The 17,059-nt window shown below is 65.5% G+C and carries 17 protein-coding genes; 7 read left to right on the top strand and 10 right to left on the bottom strand.

Features of this window, described 5'->3' with window-relative positions; translation table 11 throughout:
• The first annotated feature begins 6 nt into the window (after positions 1 to 6).
• From AB7V09_RS03450 to AB7V09_RS03440, 3 genes are all read left to right on the top strand, one after another.
• On the top strand, positions 7 to 921 hold the full coding sequence (locus tag AB7V09_RS03450; protein WP_314920083.1) for an LppM family (lipo)protein: 915 nt from the start codon (positions 7 to 9) through the stop codon (positions 919 to 921).
• Positions 922 to 1,184: 263 nt separating this feature from the next.
• Positions 1,185 to 1,937: an LppM family (lipo)protein gene (locus AB7V09_RS03445; RefSeq protein ID WP_081385262.1), complete on the top strand. Its 753-nt coding sequence runs from the start codon at positions 1,185 to 1,187 to the stop codon at positions 1,935 to 1,937.
• A 94-nt stretch (positions 1,938 to 2,031) separates the two neighbouring features.
• Positions 2,032 to 3,018 carry a hypothetical protein gene (locus AB7V09_RS03440; protein ID WP_314920081.1) on the top strand — a complete coding sequence of 329 codons (987 nt, stop codon included), beginning with the start codon at positions 2,032 to 2,034 and terminating at the stop codon, positions 3,016 to 3,018.
• Positions 3,019 to 3,291: 273 nt separating this feature from the next.
• Here AB7V09_RS03440 and AB7V09_RS03435 read toward each other — a convergent pair whose 3' ends face one another.
• Positions 3,292 to 4,578 (bottom strand): adenylosuccinate synthase, encoded by a 1,287-nt coding sequence (locus AB7V09_RS03435; protein ID WP_075375638.1) that lies wholly within the window; start codon positions 4,576 to 4,578, stop codon positions 3,292 to 3,294.
• 126 nt (positions 4,579 to 4,704) lie between these two features.
• Here AB7V09_RS03435 and AB7V09_RS03430 point away from each other — a divergent pair, with 126 nt between their 5' ends.
• Positions 4,705 to 5,832 (top strand): LppM family (lipo)protein, encoded by a 1,128-nt coding sequence (locus tag AB7V09_RS03430; protein ID WP_419142933.1) that lies wholly within the window; start codon positions 4,705 to 4,707, stop codon positions 5,830 to 5,832.
• Between the two features lie 96 nt (positions 5,833 to 5,928).
• On the opposite strand, the gene AB7V09_RS03425 is transcribed toward AB7V09_RS03430, so the two are convergent.
• The 9 genes from AB7V09_RS03425 to AB7V09_RS03385 form a co-directional block, all read right to left on the bottom strand.
• Positions 5,929 to 6,585 carry a DUF624 domain-containing protein gene (locus AB7V09_RS03425; protein ID WP_009405679.1) on the bottom strand — a complete coding sequence of 219 codons (657 nt, stop codon included), beginning with the start codon at positions 6,583 to 6,585 and terminating at the stop codon, positions 5,929 to 5,931.
• Positions 6,586 to 6,697: 112 nt separating this feature from the next.
• Positions 6,698 to 7,585 (bottom strand): carbohydrate ABC transporter permease, encoded by an 888-nt coding sequence (locus AB7V09_RS03420; protein ID WP_009406407.1) that lies wholly within the window; start codon positions 7,583 to 7,585, stop codon positions 6,698 to 6,700.
• Positions 7,582 to 8,427 (bottom strand): carbohydrate ABC transporter permease, encoded by an 846-nt coding sequence (locus tag AB7V09_RS03415; protein WP_009406368.1) that lies wholly within the window; start codon positions 8,425 to 8,427, stop codon positions 7,582 to 7,584. The genes AB7V09_RS03420 and AB7V09_RS03415 overlap by 4 nt, the downstream gene beginning before the upstream one ends.
• 191 nt (positions 8,428 to 8,618) lie before the next feature.
• Positions 8,619 to 9,962, bottom strand: a complete 1,344-nt coding sequence (locus AB7V09_RS03410) for an ABC transporter substrate-binding protein (protein ID WP_009405466.1) — start codon at positions 9,960 to 9,962, stop codon at positions 8,619 to 8,621.
• 400 nt (positions 9,963 to 10,362) lie between these two features.
• Complete coding sequence (gene fbaA / locus AB7V09_RS03405; RefSeq protein WP_009747394.1) at positions 10,363 to 11,412, bottom strand: class II fructose-bisphosphate aldolase; 1,050 nt, start codon at positions 11,410 to 11,412, stop codon at positions 10,363 to 10,365.
• A 197-nt stretch (positions 11,413 to 11,609) separates the two neighbouring features.
• Complete coding sequence (locus AB7V09_RS03400; RefSeq protein ID WP_009406074.1) at positions 11,610 to 12,365, bottom strand: TrmH family RNA methyltransferase; 756 nt, start codon at positions 12,363 to 12,365, stop codon at positions 11,610 to 11,612.
• Positions 12,362 to 12,931 carry an orotate phosphoribosyltransferase gene (gene pyrE, locus AB7V09_RS03395; protein WP_070510411.1) on the bottom strand — a complete coding sequence of 190 codons (570 nt, stop codon included), beginning with the start codon at positions 12,929 to 12,931 and terminating at the stop codon, positions 12,362 to 12,364. The genes AB7V09_RS03400 and pyrE overlap by 4 nt, the downstream gene beginning before the upstream one ends.
• Before the next feature lie 122 nt (positions 12,932 to 13,053).
• Entirely contained in the window at positions 13,054 to 13,551 is a 498-nt protein-coding gene (gene tpx / locus AB7V09_RS03390; protein WP_075414056.1) for a thiol peroxidase, read from the bottom strand.
• Between the two features lie 230 nt (positions 13,552 to 13,781).
• Complete coding sequence (locus tag AB7V09_RS03385) at positions 13,782 to 14,555, bottom strand: SDR family NAD(P)-dependent oxidoreductase (protein ID WP_419142932.1); 774 nt, start codon at positions 14,553 to 14,555, stop codon at positions 13,782 to 13,784.
• Positions 14,556 to 14,619: 64 nt separating this feature from the next.
• Here AB7V09_RS03385 and AB7V09_RS03380 point away from each other — a divergent pair, with 64 nt between their 5' ends.
• From AB7V09_RS03380 to AB7V09_RS03370, 3 genes are all read left to right on the top strand, one after another.
• Positions 14,620 to 15,429, top strand: coding sequence for an exodeoxyribonuclease III (locus tag AB7V09_RS03380; RefSeq protein ID WP_308680422.1), 810 nt, complete (start codon positions 14,620 to 14,622; stop codon positions 15,427 to 15,429).
• A gap of 263 nt (positions 15,430 to 15,692) precedes the next feature.
• Positions 15,693 to 16,334 (top strand): hypothetical protein, encoded by a 642-nt coding sequence (locus AB7V09_RS03375; protein WP_419142931.1) that lies wholly within the window; start codon positions 15,693 to 15,695, stop codon positions 16,332 to 16,334.
• A 448-nt stretch (positions 16,335 to 16,782) separates the two neighbouring features.
• The gene (locus AB7V09_RS03370) at positions 16,783 to 17,001 is read left to right on the top strand and encodes a hypothetical protein (RefSeq protein WP_419142930.1); all 219 of its coding nucleotides are present in this window, start codon (positions 16,783 to 16,785) and stop codon (positions 16,999 to 17,001) included.
• Positions 17,002 to 17,059 lie beyond the last annotated feature (58 nt).

The raw sequence follows: 17,059 nt of genomic DNA, 5'->3' as shown, positions 1-17,059 counted from the left end.
GTGGGCATGACACCTGCCATCGCCCATCGCATCCCTAGGCCCCTGTCCGTCTTGACGGCTCTTGCGGTGCTCGCTCTGTCCGCACCCCTCGCGCTGCTCGGCACCCCGGGACACGCCGCCCCCATGGACGACGACTCCTCAAACCCCGGTCTGAAGATCACCTCAGACATCGTCATCAAGTCCGACGACACCTACTCCGTGAAAGCGGTGATGACCGACAACAGCGGTTTCGGCATCTTCAGCGAAGACAACTGTAAAGTCGACGATTTCTCGCAGACGCAGTTCGGCAAGAACTCCAAGAACGCCAAGGCCACGTTCAAGGAGGATGGCGACTCGACTATCTGCACGATTGAAGGCTCCGCTTCCATCAAGGACAGCGACGGCACAATTAAGCATCAGGGCAGCGAGTACGTCGTCAAGATCGGCACCGACGAGGCAATCGGTGACATGGACCAGCTCGACGTCACCCAGTCCATCACCTTCCCAGGAAAGGTCACAGAGGCCGACGGCGGCAAGGTCGATGGCAACAAGGTCACCTTTACCGACATCAAGTCCCACACCGTGAAGGGCGGAGACGGCTCCATCCCCATGTGGGTCTGGATCATCGTCGGAGTCGGTGCCCTGGCACTGATCGGCGGACTGGCCGCCTTCCTCGTCATCCGCAGCAAGAAGAACAAGCCCCAGGCTCCTTACGGAACGCCCGTCCAGGGCTATGACCCGAACCAGGCCTTCCCGGCTCAGCCCGGCCAGCAGGCGGGCTACGGCGCTCCCCAGGCCCAGCCCGGCTATGGCGCTCCCGACCAGCAGGCGGGCTACGGCGCCCCCCAGGCCCAACCCGGCCAGCAGACCGGCTACGGCGCCCCCCAGGCCCAGCCCGGCCAGCAGACCGGCTACGGCGCTCCTGGACAAGGCTCCTACTGACCCCATTGACCCCTCCCGTTGTTGTGGCCCTCAGATCTGACGATCCCGGGGCCACAACATCTTTCTCCGCGCCATCACTCCCCATGCGGAGATCCCATCAACACCGACCAACTAGGGTGAGAACTATGGCCGTGACCGTCCCCAAACACCGCTCCTTGAGAACGCCCGTCTTTCTGGCGTTTCTCTTGTCTCTGACACTCCTGATCCCTCCAAGTTACGCGGTCACCTCCGCCGCGAGTGACGATTCCGACCCCTCGATTTCCGTGCGGATCGTCATCAACCAGGATGACACCTACAACATGACCGTCGTCGGGCAAGTCAAGAGTAAGTCCTCGTCCGCCAGGCGGAACTTGAAGGACGGCTGCAACTCTTCTGACGGCGGAGGGCCGTTCAAAGACCTGAAGGCCTCCTACTCCGAGCGCGACGGCTTCCCCACCTGCACACTCTCAGGCAAGTCGATCGACATCTCCGAGGTCGATGGCTTCATCGAGCACAAGGACGACGAGTACGTCCTCGACACCAAGAAGGGCAACCTTCCCTCCTCGTCTTCCGGACTCGACAGTGAGTACACGCTCTCCGTCACGTTCCCGGGCCAGGTCACGGATGCCGACGGCGGCAAGGTCAGCGGGAACACGGTGACCTTCACCGAGCCGGGAAGGTACCGCGTCAGCGGCAAGGACACTCCCGCCTTCCCCTGGGTATGGGTGATCGTGGGGGTTGTGGTGGTCGGAGCGATCGGCGGCGGCCTCTTCTGGTTCCTCAAGCACAAGAAGACGGCGCAGCAGCAGGCCTACGCGGTCAGCGCCCCGGGATACGCACCGCAGCAGCAGCCCTACGCTCCTGGCCAGATGCAAACTCCTGGCCAGATGCAGGCTCCCGGCGCCATGCCTCCGTCCCCCTCCGGCTTCGTCGCCCAAGGTGACAACCAGCCCGGACCGGACGGCACGATGCCTCCGGGGGCCGTACCGCCTCCCCCCGGCTACCCGTCAGCACCTCCGCCCTCCAGCTGGGGCTGAGCTCCGACGGCGGTGCGGAGCTCGTCGCACCGAGTGGCGACGCCCTCCGCACCGCCATGCAGTCAACCCGACCCGCACCATTCGAAGGCTGTACATGCGTTATCTCGCCCTGAGACACAACCCTGCGACGAGTCTCGTCGGGATGCTCTGTCTGGCCGCCTCGCTCTTCCTGGCGGTGGCGGCAAGCCCCACCAGCGCCGCGCTACCTGCACAGCTCACGCGCCAGGAGAAAATCAACTTCGAGCTTGCCATCAAGTCCGATGAAGAGCTGACGACCACCATCACGATCACGTCACCGGCTTCCAGAGAAAAGAGCCTGAAGGAGGACTGCGTCCAAGAGACGTTCTCACAGGCCGCCACCCCACCCGACATTACGTTCACCAACGACAACGGGACTCCGACCTGCAAGGCCACGTACACCACCCCCGTATCCAGGAACAACTACGTGACTCATGACGGAGACGAGTACGTCGTCGACACCCATGATGACTCCGCACCCAAGGACGGCAGCGCCGACACATTCTCCCTCACAGTCGTCTTCCCCGGTGAGGTGACGGAATCCGGAGGGGGCAAGGTCGAGGGAGATCAACAGAACAAGGTCTCCTTCAGCAGCTTCTACAATCAGAAGGCCCGCGGCAAGGACACCGCCCAGGCGGCGTCTCAGCCCAGTTCGACACCCTCGCCCAGTTCGACGCCCGCATCCAGCTCCGCACCCTCATCCAGTTCAACGGCCACCCCCGGTTCTACGTCCTCGTCGCAGTCATCGGGCGGAAAGGGAGCTATCGTCGTCACACTCATCGTGATTGCTGTGGTCGGAGGAGTTGTCGCTATCGTCAGCAACACGCTCAAGAAGAACCGGGAGAAGAAGTACCTGGATGCGCTGGGGCAGCAGTCGCTTCAGGCAAGCACTCTTATGCCCGCCTCCCATCCGGCCGCCTTCCCCTCTCAAGCACAGGCAGGCCCACCTCCCGCCCAACCAGGCTACTCACCTGCCCCTCAGCAGTATCAGCTGCCGCAGTCTCAGGGACCGGCCCCCGCTCCGCACTTTCCACCGAACCACAACGGCTACGGAGGCTACTGAGGCTCAAACTCGGGTGGGCGTCAATCCGCTCGCATGATGACTCCCTGACAGCAGGTCCGGATCGACGCAGGCCACGACGAAGACATCGGAGAACGATCGATCGGACCTGGAAAGGGACATCGCTCCTGGGCTGCCCCAGCACGCATCACAATGGTCATCATGCGGGCAGCACCACGGCCGGCCCACGGTGGGCACGCTCCCGGAAGCTCTCTATTCCGCTTCCTGAGCGCGGCGCCGTCGAGCAGCCGCTATCGCTGACGCCGCGCCCTCACGTCACCCGATGAGCGAGTGACGAGAGATCGTGGCCTCGCGACCCGGCCCGACACCGATGGCGGAGATACGGCAGCGGGCCAGCTCCTCAATGCGCAGCACGTAGTCCTGGGCCGCCTGAGGCAGGTCGGCGAAGTTGCGGACCTCGCTGATGTCCTCGCTCCAGCCGGGCAGCTCCTCGTAGACGGGGACGGCGTGGTGGAAGCCGGACTGGGTCAGCGGCATCTCCTGGGTGACGGTGCCGTCGATGTCGTAGGCGACGCACACGGGGATGGTCTCGTGCCCGGTGAGGACGTCGAGCTTGGTCATCACCAGGTCGGTCAGCCCGTTGACGCGTGCCGCGTAGCGGGTGACGACGGCGTCGTGCCAGCCGCAGCGCCGCGGCCTGCCGGTGGTGACCCCGTACTCACCGCCCTCGGTGCGAAGACGCTCCCCCATGTCGTCAAGCAGCTCAGTGGGGAAGGGCCCCTCCCCCACGCGGGTCGTGTAGGCCTTGACGACACCGACGACCGAGTCGATCCGGGTGGGTCCCACACCGGTACCCGTGCAGGCGCCGCCGGCAGTGGGGTTGGAGGAGGTGACGAAGGGGTAGGTGCCGTGGTCGATGTCGAGCATCGTGGCCTGGCCGGCCTCGAACAGGACGGTCTTGCCCTGATCGAGGGCGTGGTTGAGCACCAGGGAGCAGTCGACGACCATGGGCCGGACCCGATCCGCGTAGGACAGCAGCTCGTCGGCAACGGCGTCGGCATCGATGGCGGCCCGGTTGAAGACCTTGAGGAAGAGGCTGTTCTTCTGGTCCAGGGCGGAGTGCACCTTCTGACGCAGGATCGACTCGTCGAAGAGGTCCTGGACGCGGATGCCCACGCGGTTCATCTTGTCCGCATACGTTGGTCCGATCCCACGGCCGGTGGTGCCCAGCTGACGCGCGCCCAGGAAACGCTCGGTGGTGCGGTCCAGAACCCGGTTGTAGGAGGGGATGATGTGGGCGTTGGCGCTGATGAGGAGGCTGGAGGCGTCCTTGCCACGGGAGGTGATCTCAGCGATCTCGTTGAAGAGGACCTCCAGGTCGACGACGACGCCGTTACCGATGATGGGGGTGACCCCGGGAGTGAGCACACCGGCCGGCAGGAGGTGGAAGGCGAACTTCTCGCCGTCGATGACGACGGTGTGTCCGGCGTTGTTGCCGCCGTTGAACTTCACGACGTAGTCGACGTCCTGACCGAGCTGGTCAGTCGCCTTGCCCTTTCCCTCGTCTCCCCACTGGGTCCCGACGACGACAACGGCTGGCATGGCTGCTCCCTGACTTCAGTGACGGCGTGCCGGTGGACACACCGTCCTCTAGCCTACCGGAGCCGGGTGGAGAGATCCCCACCGGTGTCCCCCACCAACAGATACAGGAGGCGATACGGTGTGGACATGCCTCATGTCTTCGCCCGCCCTATCTCCGCGCCGCGCTCCGTGCTGGCGAGCCTCTTCGTTCTGACCGTATCCGCCGCCTTGACCTTGGCCGGTGCGCCTGCGCATGGTCTCCCAACAGCCCCAGACTCGTCACTCCTGTTCGAAGCCACCATTGACATCGTCCTCGACGAGGATGACACCTACACGTTGAAGGCAGTCATGACCGACCACACCGGTTTGGGCGCTCTGACTGAGAGTGACTGCAAGGGAAACTTATTCAACGGCGGCAATGCGAAAGCCACGTTCAAGGAGAACGGGGACACCCGGACCTGCACCATCGAGGGCAACGACAGCATCGATAACAGCGATGGCCAGATCAAGCACAAGGGCGACGAGTACATCGTCACGACCGGAGGCTCGTCTGATACATCCAGCTCACCCCCGTCCGATGGGGTGAAGTACTCCCAGAGCGTTACTTTCCCCGGTAAGGTCACAGAGGCCGACGGGGGCAAGGTCGAGGGCAACAAGGTCACCTTCGACAACCTGGATTCGCACAAGGTCAAGGGGAAGGACAAGGCCCCCAAGAAGGCAGCGGCCAGCAGCAAGCAGGCCTCCACGGAAGAGGAGGAGGACAGCGGCTCCACTCCGGTCTGGGTGTGGGTGGTTGTCGGCGTGATCGCGGTGGCCATCGTGAGCGGCGTCGCGGCTGCGGTCGTCATGAACCAGCGGAAGAAGAACCAGCCCCAGTTCAATCCTTACGCGGCTCCTGCACAGGGCTACGACCCCAACCAAGCACTCTTCGGTCAGCCGGGTCAACCGGTTCAGCAGCCCTACCAGCCGGGCTACACCGACCCAGCCGCGCAGCCCTATCAGCAGGGACAGCCGACGCCGCAGCCCTACCAGCCCGGTTACACCGACCCCGCTGCTCAGCCCTACCAGCAGGGACAGCCGACGCCGCAGCCCTACCAGCCCGGTTACACCGACCCCGCTGCTCAGCCCTACCAGCAGGGTCAGCCGGCACCGCAGCCCTACCAGCCGGTTCAGCAGCCCTACCAGCCGGGCTACGGGGAACCCGCCACCCAGCCCTACCAGCAGGCCCAGCCCTACCAGCAGCCGTTCAACAACCAGCCCGGCGCGTGGTACTAACGAGCTCCTCAAGGCGCGTGGCCCCGGAATCAGTCGATTCCGGGGCCATGACGCACAGTGGGGACGTTGCACTCACCGACAACGTGTTCGCACCCTTCAGGGCTCCGACGTCGAAGCACCGCGGAGCGCCACCATGGTGGAGCGCTGCAGAAGAGCGATGAGGTAGGTCTGGAAAGCCGGCCCGAGAAGAACCATGAACCAGGTGACCGCGGCCCGCGAGGCCGCCAGCCCCCAGAAGACGATCGCAGGCGCCGCCACGATCACCAGAGCGAGCACGGTGACTCCAAGACGCCCCACCGCGAGACGAAGCGCATTGGACAGGTGGCGGTGGACCGGGGCGTCGAAGAAGGCGGCCAGCGGCAGCAGCCAGACGAGGATCGCGGCCAGGAGCACTTCCCCGGCCAGCACCAGCCCGGACAGTGAACCGCTCACTCCGCCGTTGTGCTCCCCCAGGGAGGAGTCGGACAGGAGCAAGTACTCCCAGGTACTCAGGGCCACCAGGACGAGTACTGGCAGCCACCAGGCCAGGGACTGGCGCAGGTTGAGACGGAAGGAGCGCCACCAGGTGCTCATGACCGCCGGATCGTCGTCGGCCACCATCTCACCGGCCACCCGGGCGCAGGCCGTCAGGGAGGCGCCCGCCGTCACCACCGGCAGGCAGCCCGCCAGGGTGAGGACGTTGAGGATGACGACATCCGCCGCTGCGGACCAGGCCCGGTAGGCCGGGCTGTCAGGGCCGGGGAACAGCGCCACAGGGGCTCCTTCGTGGGGACTCGAGCAGTAACAGGTGGACATGATACGGGCGGTTCTCAAGGCCGGCAGTGGGGCCTTGAGAACCGCCCGTATCAGGACTCGTGAGGGGGTATCAGCCCTTGACCGCTCCTGCGGCCACACCCTCGATGATGTGCTTCTGGCCGAAGAGGTAGAAGGCGACGATCGGGACGATGGCGAAGACGAGCATGGCCATCTGGGCACCGAGGTCCTTGTTTCCGTTGGATCCCGTCAGGGCCTGGATGACGATCGGAATCGTCTTGTAGCGCTCGTCCTGGCCGATGACGAGGTTGGGCAGGAGGAAGTCGTTCCACACCCACATGGCGTTGAGGATCGCCACCGTGACCGCCGTCGGCTTGAGCAGCGGCATGACCACCTTGAAGTAGGTCTGCAGCGGCGAGCAGCCGTCCATGTAGGCGGCCTCCTCGATCTCCAGGGGGATCGACTTGATGAAGCCGGCGAACAGGAACACCGACAGCCCCCCACCGAAACCGAGGTAGAGGACGATCATGCCCCAGGGAGTGGCCAGGCCGAGCATGTCGGCCACCTTGACGGTGGGGAACATGACCATCTGGAAGGGAGCGATCATGGAGAAGGCGAAGGCGTAGTAGATCATGGCGGTCCACCACGTCTTGATGCGGGTGATGTAGTAGGCGGTCATCGCCGTGAGGAACACGATGACGACGACAGAACCCACGGTGATGAACAGCGACCAGCCCATGGCGCTGGCGAAGCCCGACAGGGCCAGGCCGGTGGCGTAGTTGCCCAGGCCGACCGAACTCTTCGACGTCGGCAGGCTAAAGGGCTCGTTGGAGATGAAGATGTTCCCCTTGAAAGAGTTGACAAGAACAAAGACGAGGGGGATCACCCACACGAGGACGAGGACGATCAGCAGACCGAACAGGACGTTCTGGCCGGTACTGCGCCGAGCAGCCTTCTCGAGAGCAGCTTCAGATGTCTTTGTCTGGACGGCAGCGCTCATGCGTCGACCTCCTTGGAACGAGTGGCGCGCAGCTGGATGAGCGCGATGGCGGCAACAATGAGGAAGAAAATGACGGCCTCGGCCTGGGCCACACCCTCCTGATGATTCTTCACGTACATCGTGTTGACGATGTTGAGAGCCGCCATTTCGGTCTGCTTGGCAGGATTACCGTTGGTCAGGGCGAGGTTCTGGTCGTACATCTTGAAGGTGTTGGCCAGAGTGAGGAACAGACAGATGGTGATCGAGGGCATGATCATCGGCAGCGTCACGTTGCGCAGCGTCTGCCACTTGCTGGCGCCGTCGATCTGCGAGGCCTCGATGAGCTCGGGCGGCACGTTCTGAAGGCCGGCGATGTAGATGACCATCATGTAGCCCATGAGCTGCCAGTTGACGAGCATGACCAGGCCAGCCAGTCCCAGTCGCCAGTCATTGACGATCGTCTGACCCCAGCGCTGGAGAATCGCATTGAGCATCACCTGCCAGGTGAAGCCCAGGACGATGCCGCCGATGAGGTTGGGCATGAAGAAGACCGCGCGGAAGAAGTTGGTACCGCGCAGCTTGCGGGTCAGGATGTATGCCAGGGCGAAGGCACCCAGGTTCACCGTGATGATCGAGATGATCGACACGAGCGCAGTGAACCCCAGCGCGGGAAGGAAGTGGCTCCTCTCACTGAACGCCCTGACGTAGTTGTCAGTGCCCACGAACCGAACGTTGGTGAGGGTGCTGAACTTGGTGAAGGAGAGATAGAGCCCCATGAAGAAGGGGACGATGAACGCGATCATGAAGGCCAACAGGGTCGGCCCTGCAAAAACTGGGAAGAACTTTTTCAGTGCCTTGGTCATAACTACCTCGAGGTGAGACCGGCACCCGCCGGGCCGCGGGTACCGGAGGGTTCCCACCGGGGCGGCATCGCGCAAAACGAGCTGCTCGGGCGTGCCGCCCCGACAGGAGAGGGGTTGGGGAGATGAGTCGTCGTCATGCCGTCGTCGACAGGCTCAGGCGGGCCTGGACCGGCTGACGCGACTCGACGGCGTCAGCCCTCCTTGGCCTCCTTCTTCTCCGTCGCCCAGTCGGAGACGAAGAAGTCCTTGACCTTCGCCCAGTCCTCCTTGCCGGTGGCGTACTGAGCCAGGTGCTGGCCGAGCTGGTTCTTGAAGTCCTGGCTCGGGAAGGTCGGGAAGACCCACTTGACGGGCGTGAGGTCCTTGTTGTTGATGGCCTCGGAGACCTCCTTGCCCAGCGGGTCGGAGGGGGCCAGCTCGGCGTATGCCTTGTAGGGCGCGATGATGCTGAGCTTCTCGGCGGCCATCTTGGAGCCCTCGGCGTCGGTGAACAGCCAGGTGAGGAAGTCCTTGGTAGCCTTCTGGTCGCCCTCGGCGGCCTCGGAGTTGACCGTCAGGTAGTTCTCGGTGCCGACGGCGATGTTGGACTTGTCCTCGCCGGAGACGCCGATGTAGATCGGCAGGAAGTGGATGTCCTCCTTCTTGACGACGTTGCCCGACTCGCTCTCGACCTGCGACCATGCCCAGTTTCCGTTCTGGACCATGGCGGCCTTACCGACGGCGAACTCCGACATGGAGTCCTTGACGCTCTTGGCCCCGGTCTGCTCGGCCGGCACCGTGGAGTTCTTGAGGTAGAGGTCGAAGATCTGCTTGTAGTTCTCCGAGTAGGTCAGCTTGATCTCGTCGAGGTTGTCGACCTTGGCGTCGCGGTACTCGTAGTAGACCGGGTAGTTGGCCAGGTGGGTCTGCCAGCGCCAGTCCTCTCCGGGGGCGAAGGAGGTGGCCGCGAAGACGCCTTCGATACCGAGCTCGGCCTTCTTGGCCTGCATGTCCTCGACGACCTCCTTGAGCTTGTCGAAGCCCTTGATCTGATCGACGGCAGTGGCCTTGGCACCCTCCATGGCGAAGTACTTCTTGAGGATGGCGGCGTTGTAGACGATGCCGTAGCCCTCGATGGCCAGCGGCACACCCACGACCTTGCCTTCGTCGCCCTTGAGGGCCAGGGACTCATCGGTCAGCTGCTTGGTGAACTCGGCGTCGGACAGGTCGGAGGCGTAGTCCTTCCAGTTGCCGTATCCCACGGGGCCGTTGAGGTTGAACAGCGTGGGCGGGTTGGACTTCGCGATCTCCGTCTTGAGGGTCTGCTCGTAGGTGCCGGAAGCAGCGGTGACGACCTTGACGTTCACACCGGTCTTCTTGGTGTAGGCGGCCGCGACCTCCTTGAACCCCTGCTCCGCCTCGGGCTTGAAGTTGAGGAAGTAGACGCCACCGGCGCCATCGGATCCGGACGAGCCCTTCGAGCAGGCCGCCAGGGTCGCGGCGACAGCGATCGCAGCGGTTCCACCGAGCATGGAGCGGCGGGAGATGAGTCGCATTGGGGTCCTCCTTTGGACGCATGGGACAGGCGCGGACAGAGGCGTCCGCAAGGCGCGACTGCCGTGTCGCCGGCGGCGGAGCCGTCGGTTCAACGGCGACGACCTATCATGGCACATTTCGGCCCGCATTGCTGCAAGGTTTGCAATCAGTGGCCTGGGTCTCAGTTTGGGATCTTTCGTGCGACACCCTGTTTTCCTTGGCAGGCCAAAGATTCCACTCCTTACTCCGATAGGCGCTTCCTTCACCCACACCTTCTGCAACTATGCAACGATCGGTCAGTTCGTCGTCGAGAACCTTCCCACCACCCCCTGCGCAAGCAGGACGTGGCCCCGGCACCACAGGGGTGCCGGGGCCACGTACAGCGATCAGTCGCCGTTCACCCCTGTGCGGGGTGGGGACTCACTTGCGGGCGGAGCCGACGGAGCCGAGACGCTCGCAGGCCTCGACGACGCGGGCGGCCATGCCCTCCTCAGCGGCCTTGCCCCAGGCGCGCGGGTCGTACTGCTTCTTGTTGCCGACCTCGCCGTCGATCTTGAGGACACCCTCGTAGTTGGTGTACATCCAGCCGGCGACCGGGCGGGTGTAGGCGTACTGGGTGTCGGTGTCGACGTTCATCTTGATGACGCCGTTGCGCACCGCGGTGGCGATCTCCTCGTCGGTGGAGCCGGAGCCACCGTGCATGACCAGGTCGAAGGGCGAGCTCTTGTCGCCGACCTTGGAGGACAGGCGGTCACCGAGGCGCTTGGCCACGTCCTCCTGGATCTCGCCGAGGATCTCCGGGCGGAGCTTGACGTGGCCGGGCTTGTAGGAGCCGTGCACGTTACCGAAGGTCAGAGCGGTGATGTAGCGGCCGTTCTCACCCAGGCCGAGGGCCTCGATGGCCTTCCAGGCGTCGTCGGCGGTGGTGTAGAGGTTGGCGTTCTCCTCACCCTTGATGCCGTCTTCCTCGCCACCCACGGCACCGATCTCGATCTCGAGGACGACGTTGGCGGCCTTGGCGCGCTTGAGCATGTCGACGGCGATCTCGATGTTGTCGTCGAGAGCCTCGGCAGAGCCGTCCCACATGTGGGAGTTGAACATCGGCAGCTCACCGTTCTTGACCTGCTCGGCCTCGATCTCCAGGAGCGGGTGGATCCAGTCGGCCAGGAGCTTCTTGGGGCAGTGGTCGGTGTGCAGACCAATGGTGACGGGGTAGAGGTCACCCACGGCGCGGGCGTAGGCGGTGAAGGCGATCGAGCCCTTGACGCGGTCGAGGCGCGAGGAACCGGACCAGTAGGCGGCACCACCGTTGGAGATCTGGACGATGCCGTCGGACTCGGCGTCGGCGAAGCCCTTGAGGGCCGCGGACAGAGTCTGGGACGAGGTGACGTTGATCGCGGGGATGGCGTACTTGCCGGCCTTCGCGCGGTCAAGCATGTCGGCGTAGGACTCCGGGGTTGCAATGGCCACTGGGTGCCTCCTGATGTCTGTATGAGTCAGTGGTGCGGGGCCGATTGTTCCACGAATTCGAGGCCACGTGAACCGGATCATGGTCCCAGGTCGGGCGCCGGTCAGGCAGCAGTCCGGCAGCATGACCTCTGTTCAGGGGCGGTTTGGCCCCACCTCCCACGGGGCAGGCCGTCCCAGCGGGCCGCGACGGCCCCGGGTCAGTCGGGCGCCGGCCCCGCGTGCTGGAGGATCCAGGTGTGCATGGCCACGGCCGCGGCGGCCGCCACGTTGATGGAGCGGGTGGAGCCGTACTGACCGATGCGCAGCAGCCGGGAGCAGCCGGCGCTCAGCTCGGGGCTGATGCCCTCCCCCTCGGAGCCGAAGACCATGAGGCAGCGCTCGGGCAGGTCGGCGGCCTCCAGGGGCTGGGCCCCGGGGCCGTTGTCGATGCCGATGACCTCATAGCCCTCGGCCCGCGCCCAGGCGAGCAGCTCGCCGGGCTCGGGGTGGTGGCGCACGTCCAGGTAGCGATTGGTGACCATGGCGCCGCGCTTGTTCCAGCGGCGTCGGCCGATGATGTGGACGCCGGCCACGTTGAAGGCGTTGGCACTGCGCACGATGGAGCCGATGTTGAGGTCCTGGCTGACGTTCTCGATGGCGATGTGCAGCCGGTGGGCACGGGCGGCCAGGTCGGCACGGATGGCCGCGATGGTCCAGTAGCGGTAGCGGTCGACGACATTGCGCCTGTCGCCGTCGGCGAGCAGCTCGCGGTCGTAGCGGAGGTCGGTGGGCCAGGCCTCGGGGCCGCCAGGCCAGGGGCCGACGCCGACCTGGCGGACGTCGGCCGGCCGGTCCGCCTCCGGACCCGCCACAGAATCTGCTGAGGGCGCCGCGGACAGGTGCTCCCCCTCAGGCAGGTCGGCGGGAGCCGCCGGCTCCGCCCCGCCCGCCTGCTGGCGTCGTCGGTTGCTCACTCCAGGCCGAGGTCGGCCAGACCGAGCGCCGCGTAGTAGGGCAGGCCGGCGGCCTCGATGCGCTCGCGCGCGCCGGTGGCCCGGTCCACGATGACGGCCACGGCCCGCACGTCGGCACCCGCCTCGCGCAGGGCCTCGACGGCCTCCAGGGGCGAGCCGCCGGTGGTGGAGGTGTCCTCCAGGACGACCACGCGGCGCCCGGCGACGTCGGGTCCCTCGATGCGCCGGCGCATGCCGTGGTCCTTGGCGGCCTTGCGCACGACGAAGGCGTCCAGGTCCAGGCCGCGCGAGGCCGCGGCGTGCAGCATGGCGGCGGCCACGGGGTCGGCCCCCATGGTCAGGCCGCCGACGGCGTCGATCTCGTCGGTGCCCAGGCCCGCCTCCTCGAGCATGTCGAGCATGACGTGGCCGATGAGGGGGGCGGCCTCGTGATGGAGGGTGGCGCGGCGCATGTCCACGTAGAAGTCGGACTCGAGGCCGGAGGCGAGGGTGACCTTGCCACGGACGACGGACAGCTCGTTGACGAGCTCGGCCAGGCGGGTGATGTGGGAGTCGTTGGTGCTCACGGCTCCGATGGTAGTGGGACTCGGGGGCTGCGCGCCGGGTAGACACCCACTGCGGACAGGAGCCCGCCCTCGCCCGCGCGGTGCGGACGGGGCGGGCTCCTACGGTTCAGCGGAAGGAGGAGTCAGGACAGGGCGGCCACGGCGGCGTCATAGTCGGGCTCCTGGCCGACCTCGGGGACCTGCTCGGTGTAGACAACCTTGCCGGACTCGTCGAGGACCACGACAGCGCGCGACAGCAGGCCGGCCAGCGGGCCGTCGGCCAGGGTGACGCCGTAGTCGGCGCCGAAGGTGGAGCGGAAGGTCGAGGCGGTGACCACGTTGGTGAGGCCCTCGGCGCCGCAGAAGCGGGCTCCGGCGAAGGGCAGGTCGGCGGAGACGCAGACCACGGTCGTGTTGTCCAGCTCGGAGGCCAGCTTGTTGAACTGGCGCACGGAGGCGGCGCACACCCCGGTGTCCACCGAGGGGAAGATGTTGAGGACCACGCGGCGGCCGGCCAGGGACTGGCTGGTGACCGGGGCGAGGTCGGCGCCCACGAGGTCGAAGGCGGGCGCGGCCGAGCCCACAGCGGGCAGCTCGCCGACGGTGCTAACGGGGTCTCCATGGAAGGTAATAGAAGCCATGGTGCGATCGTTGCAGGTCACGGCGCCCCTGGCCAGCGGGGGCGCTCAGCCCTGGGCGATTCCGCGACTCTGTCACGATTGGCGACTTTTAGGAGGCAGTATCCGCCAATATCCGCCAACCTCGCCGCGTCTGCGCTGGTCAGCGCCTTGGGAAGGTCGGCAGCAATGGTGATCGCCCCCGAATAGTCGCCATCTGTGACACTTCGGGCCGCCGGCGAGCCCCGCCGGCCTCAGTCGCGCCCCTGACCGGAGCGTTCCGGCCCAACCACCCGGCGCACGAACCAGCGGGGCGCCAGCCGCAGCACGGCGTTGGCGCTGCGGTAGCGCAGGCTCGGGGTGCAGATGACCTGGCCGCGCCGCACCGCCGCCAGAGCGTCGATGGCCACTCGCTCGGCGTCCAACCACAGCGGCTCCTTCCACTGGGTCTCGTCGATACCGGCCGCGGCGTGGAAACCGGTGTGCACCAGCCCCGGGCACAGCGCCGTGGCGCTCACCCCGGTGCCGGCGAGCTCGGCGGCCAGCCCCTCGGTGAAGCGCAGCACCCAGGCCTTGTGGGCCGCATAGGTACCCATGGCGGTGTGCGCGGTCATGGAGGAGACGTTGAGAATGGCGCCGCGACCGCGCTCCACCATGGCGCCGGCCGCCGCGTGGGAAGCCACCATGACCGCTCGGACCATGACGTCGAGGGCGTCCTCCTCGCGGGACAGGTCTCCCCCGACGAAGCGCTGCCCCAGTCCGAAGCCGGCGTTGTTGACCAGGAGCCCGACGGGCCTGCTCTTGTCCCGCAGGCGCTCGGCGACGCGCTCGAGCTCGTTGCGCTTGGACAGGTCGGCCTGCAGGGTCTCGACCTGGACGCCTGCGAACTGGCGCATCTCCTCAGCCACCACCCGCAGCCGCTCCGGGGTGCGCGCCACGAGGACGAGGTCATGACGGGCCTGGGCGAGCTGCCAGGCGATCTCCAGGCCGAGACCGCTCGTGGCCCCGGTGACAAGTGCTGTTCCCATGGCCGCAGACTACGAGCGATTGGTGAGTGCGCAATGGGAATCAGACACCGGCTACTCTGCTGCCATGCGCCTGGCCACCTGGAACGTCAACTCCATCCGCACCCGCGTCGACCGCGTCCTGGCCTTCCTGGAGCGTGAGGACATCGACGCCCTGGCGATGCAGGAGATCAAGTGCCGCCCCGACCAGTTCCCGGTCGAGCCCTTCGAGGCCGCCGGCTACGAGCTGGCCATCCACGGGCTCAACCAGTGGAACGGGGTGGCGATCGCCTCACGTGTGGGCCTCGACGACGTCGCCGTCTCCTTCCCGGGCCAGCCCGCCTGGGCGGCCAAGCCCGAGGCTGAGCCGGTCGTGGAGGCCCGGGCGCTGGGGGCGACGGTGGGTGCGGCCTCGGATGCGGCGCCGGTGCGCCTGTGGAGCCTGTATGTGCCCAATGGCCGCGAGCTCACCCACCCGCACTACACGTACAAGCTCGACTGGCTGCGGGTGCTGCGCGACGACGTCGCCGCCTGGCTCGAGGCCGACCCCGACCTGCCGCTGGCGCTGGTGGGCGACTGGAACGTGGCGCCCCGAGACGAGGACGTGTGGGACATGAGCGTCTTCGAGGGCGCCACCCACGTCTCGGAGCCGGAGCGCGAGGCCTTCGCCGCCTTCGCCGAGGTGGGCATGAGTGAGGTCACGCGCGAGCGGGTCACCAACTACACGTACTGGGACTACCAGAAGCTGCGCTTCCCGAGGAACGAGGGCATGCGCATTGACTTCGTCTACGCCTCGCCGGCCCTGGCGGGCCGCGTCACCGACGCCGCCATCGACCGCGACGAGCGCAAGGGCAAGGGCGCCTCCGACCACGTCCCCGTCATCGTCGAGGTCAGCTGAGGCCGAGCCGCAGCCGGAGCTCCGGCCGGGAGGCGGGCACGAGGCCGGCAACGCACCGCCGAAGACCTGCGACTCCAGCCGGCGAAAGACAATCAGGAATCCAGCCAGATTATTCCATAAATATTTGTGTAGAAATTAAACTTCACTACCCTCTGAACCTCGACATGTCGGACATATTATGTCCGTATGAAATATACGATCAGGCCGGTCAGTCGGCGCACAGCTCTCACCCTCTCCTACCTGACCGCTCTGACGTTGGCGGCATGCTCGGGGAAGCAGGCCACCTCCGAACCCAGCACACAGCCGCCAACAGCCCCACAACCCGGAGGCCCCCCTCCTCCCCATCCCCCACGGAGACACCGACACCGAGCAGCTCCCCCTCCACAACGGCCACTCCTACAGCGAGCGATCCGTCGACGCCACCCACGCACGGCGCCGACGGCGTCACCCCCTCCACCTCATCGGCCGAGGACGGAACCCTCACCAACACCCAGGGACGCGACCTCACTCGAGGCGACTTGTTCAACCCCTCGCTCTCCCTGAAAGAAGATCTCTACAACGTGGCCACCATTAGTAAGAAGAAGGGAATTGGCGCACGTTTAAGGGACAGTGACGGCGTCGAGGCTGAACTCCGACTGGAGAACCGGTTCCGCAAGCTCACCTTCAACGCCGGACAGGACAATAACTCAGAATCCTCCGACCTCACCCTCAGAGTCGAGGTGTACCGGGACGGAAAGAGTGACCAGTTCATCGATATCCCCGTCAATGAGATCAAGCCCTTCGAAATAGACGTCACTAACACCAACGCACTCAAGATCGACCTCATTCCGTTAGATCGAGAAGGACACAAGTACAACGGCTCCAAGTCGCTCACTGCCGTCATGTTCGATATGAGGCTCGAGTAACTAGGGATACGGACGTATTGTGAAGTACATCCAGCAACGCCCCTCCAACACCACCGGTAAGCAAAAGAAGAGACAGCCCACCGGCTGGCTAGAAATTTTGCGCAACCACTGGCAGCCCATTACGGCAGTGCTGAGTCTTGTTCTCATGACACTGACATTGGTGGCAACGCTTCCTGGAGCCACCAATGAAACCTACGCTCTGATCGACAAACTCAGAGGGCAATCCTCACCTACGTCCTTCCATCACTCACCCTCCGAGCCGCCCTCTCCCTCACCCACTCTAGAGACTCACTCCGTTACAGCCGACGAGGAGTCCTCACAGGCAGACTCACCATCGTCGGGCTGCTACGACGGCAACACACCGACACCGTGCGACTCACGGCACTCGCGGGAGGTGTTGGCAAAACCGGCCGGCTCTTCCTGCGACGCAAGTGCGCTCATCCTCTACATGGGAGGCACCCCTGGCGTCGACCTCCTCGCCTCAGGCCTCGACGTCAAGCCTCTTGAGAACGCGGAGGACCGGTGTGTCGTCGAGAGGCCGTCGGGAATGCCGAACGCTCCGCTCAAGGACATCTGGGCCTCCGACAACGACCACAACGGATACAAGGACGGCGGCGAGCTGCGCCGGTGCTTCACACGCCAAGGGCACCTGACTCATGACGCTTAGTGTGCCGGGGGTGGGGTGCTCAGGGCGGTGAGGATGTCGTTGGCGGCGTCGGTCAGAC

It is taken from the genome of Actinomyces sp. SKVG-SVH-4(1), assembly GCF_048514265.1.
GTDB classification, from domain to species: Bacteria; Actinomycetota; Actinomycetes; order Actinomycetales; family Actinomycetaceae; genus Actinomyces; species Actinomyces oris.
Note: the sequence above shows the minus strand (reverse complement) of the source record. Positions and strands in the feature narration are given on the sequence as shown.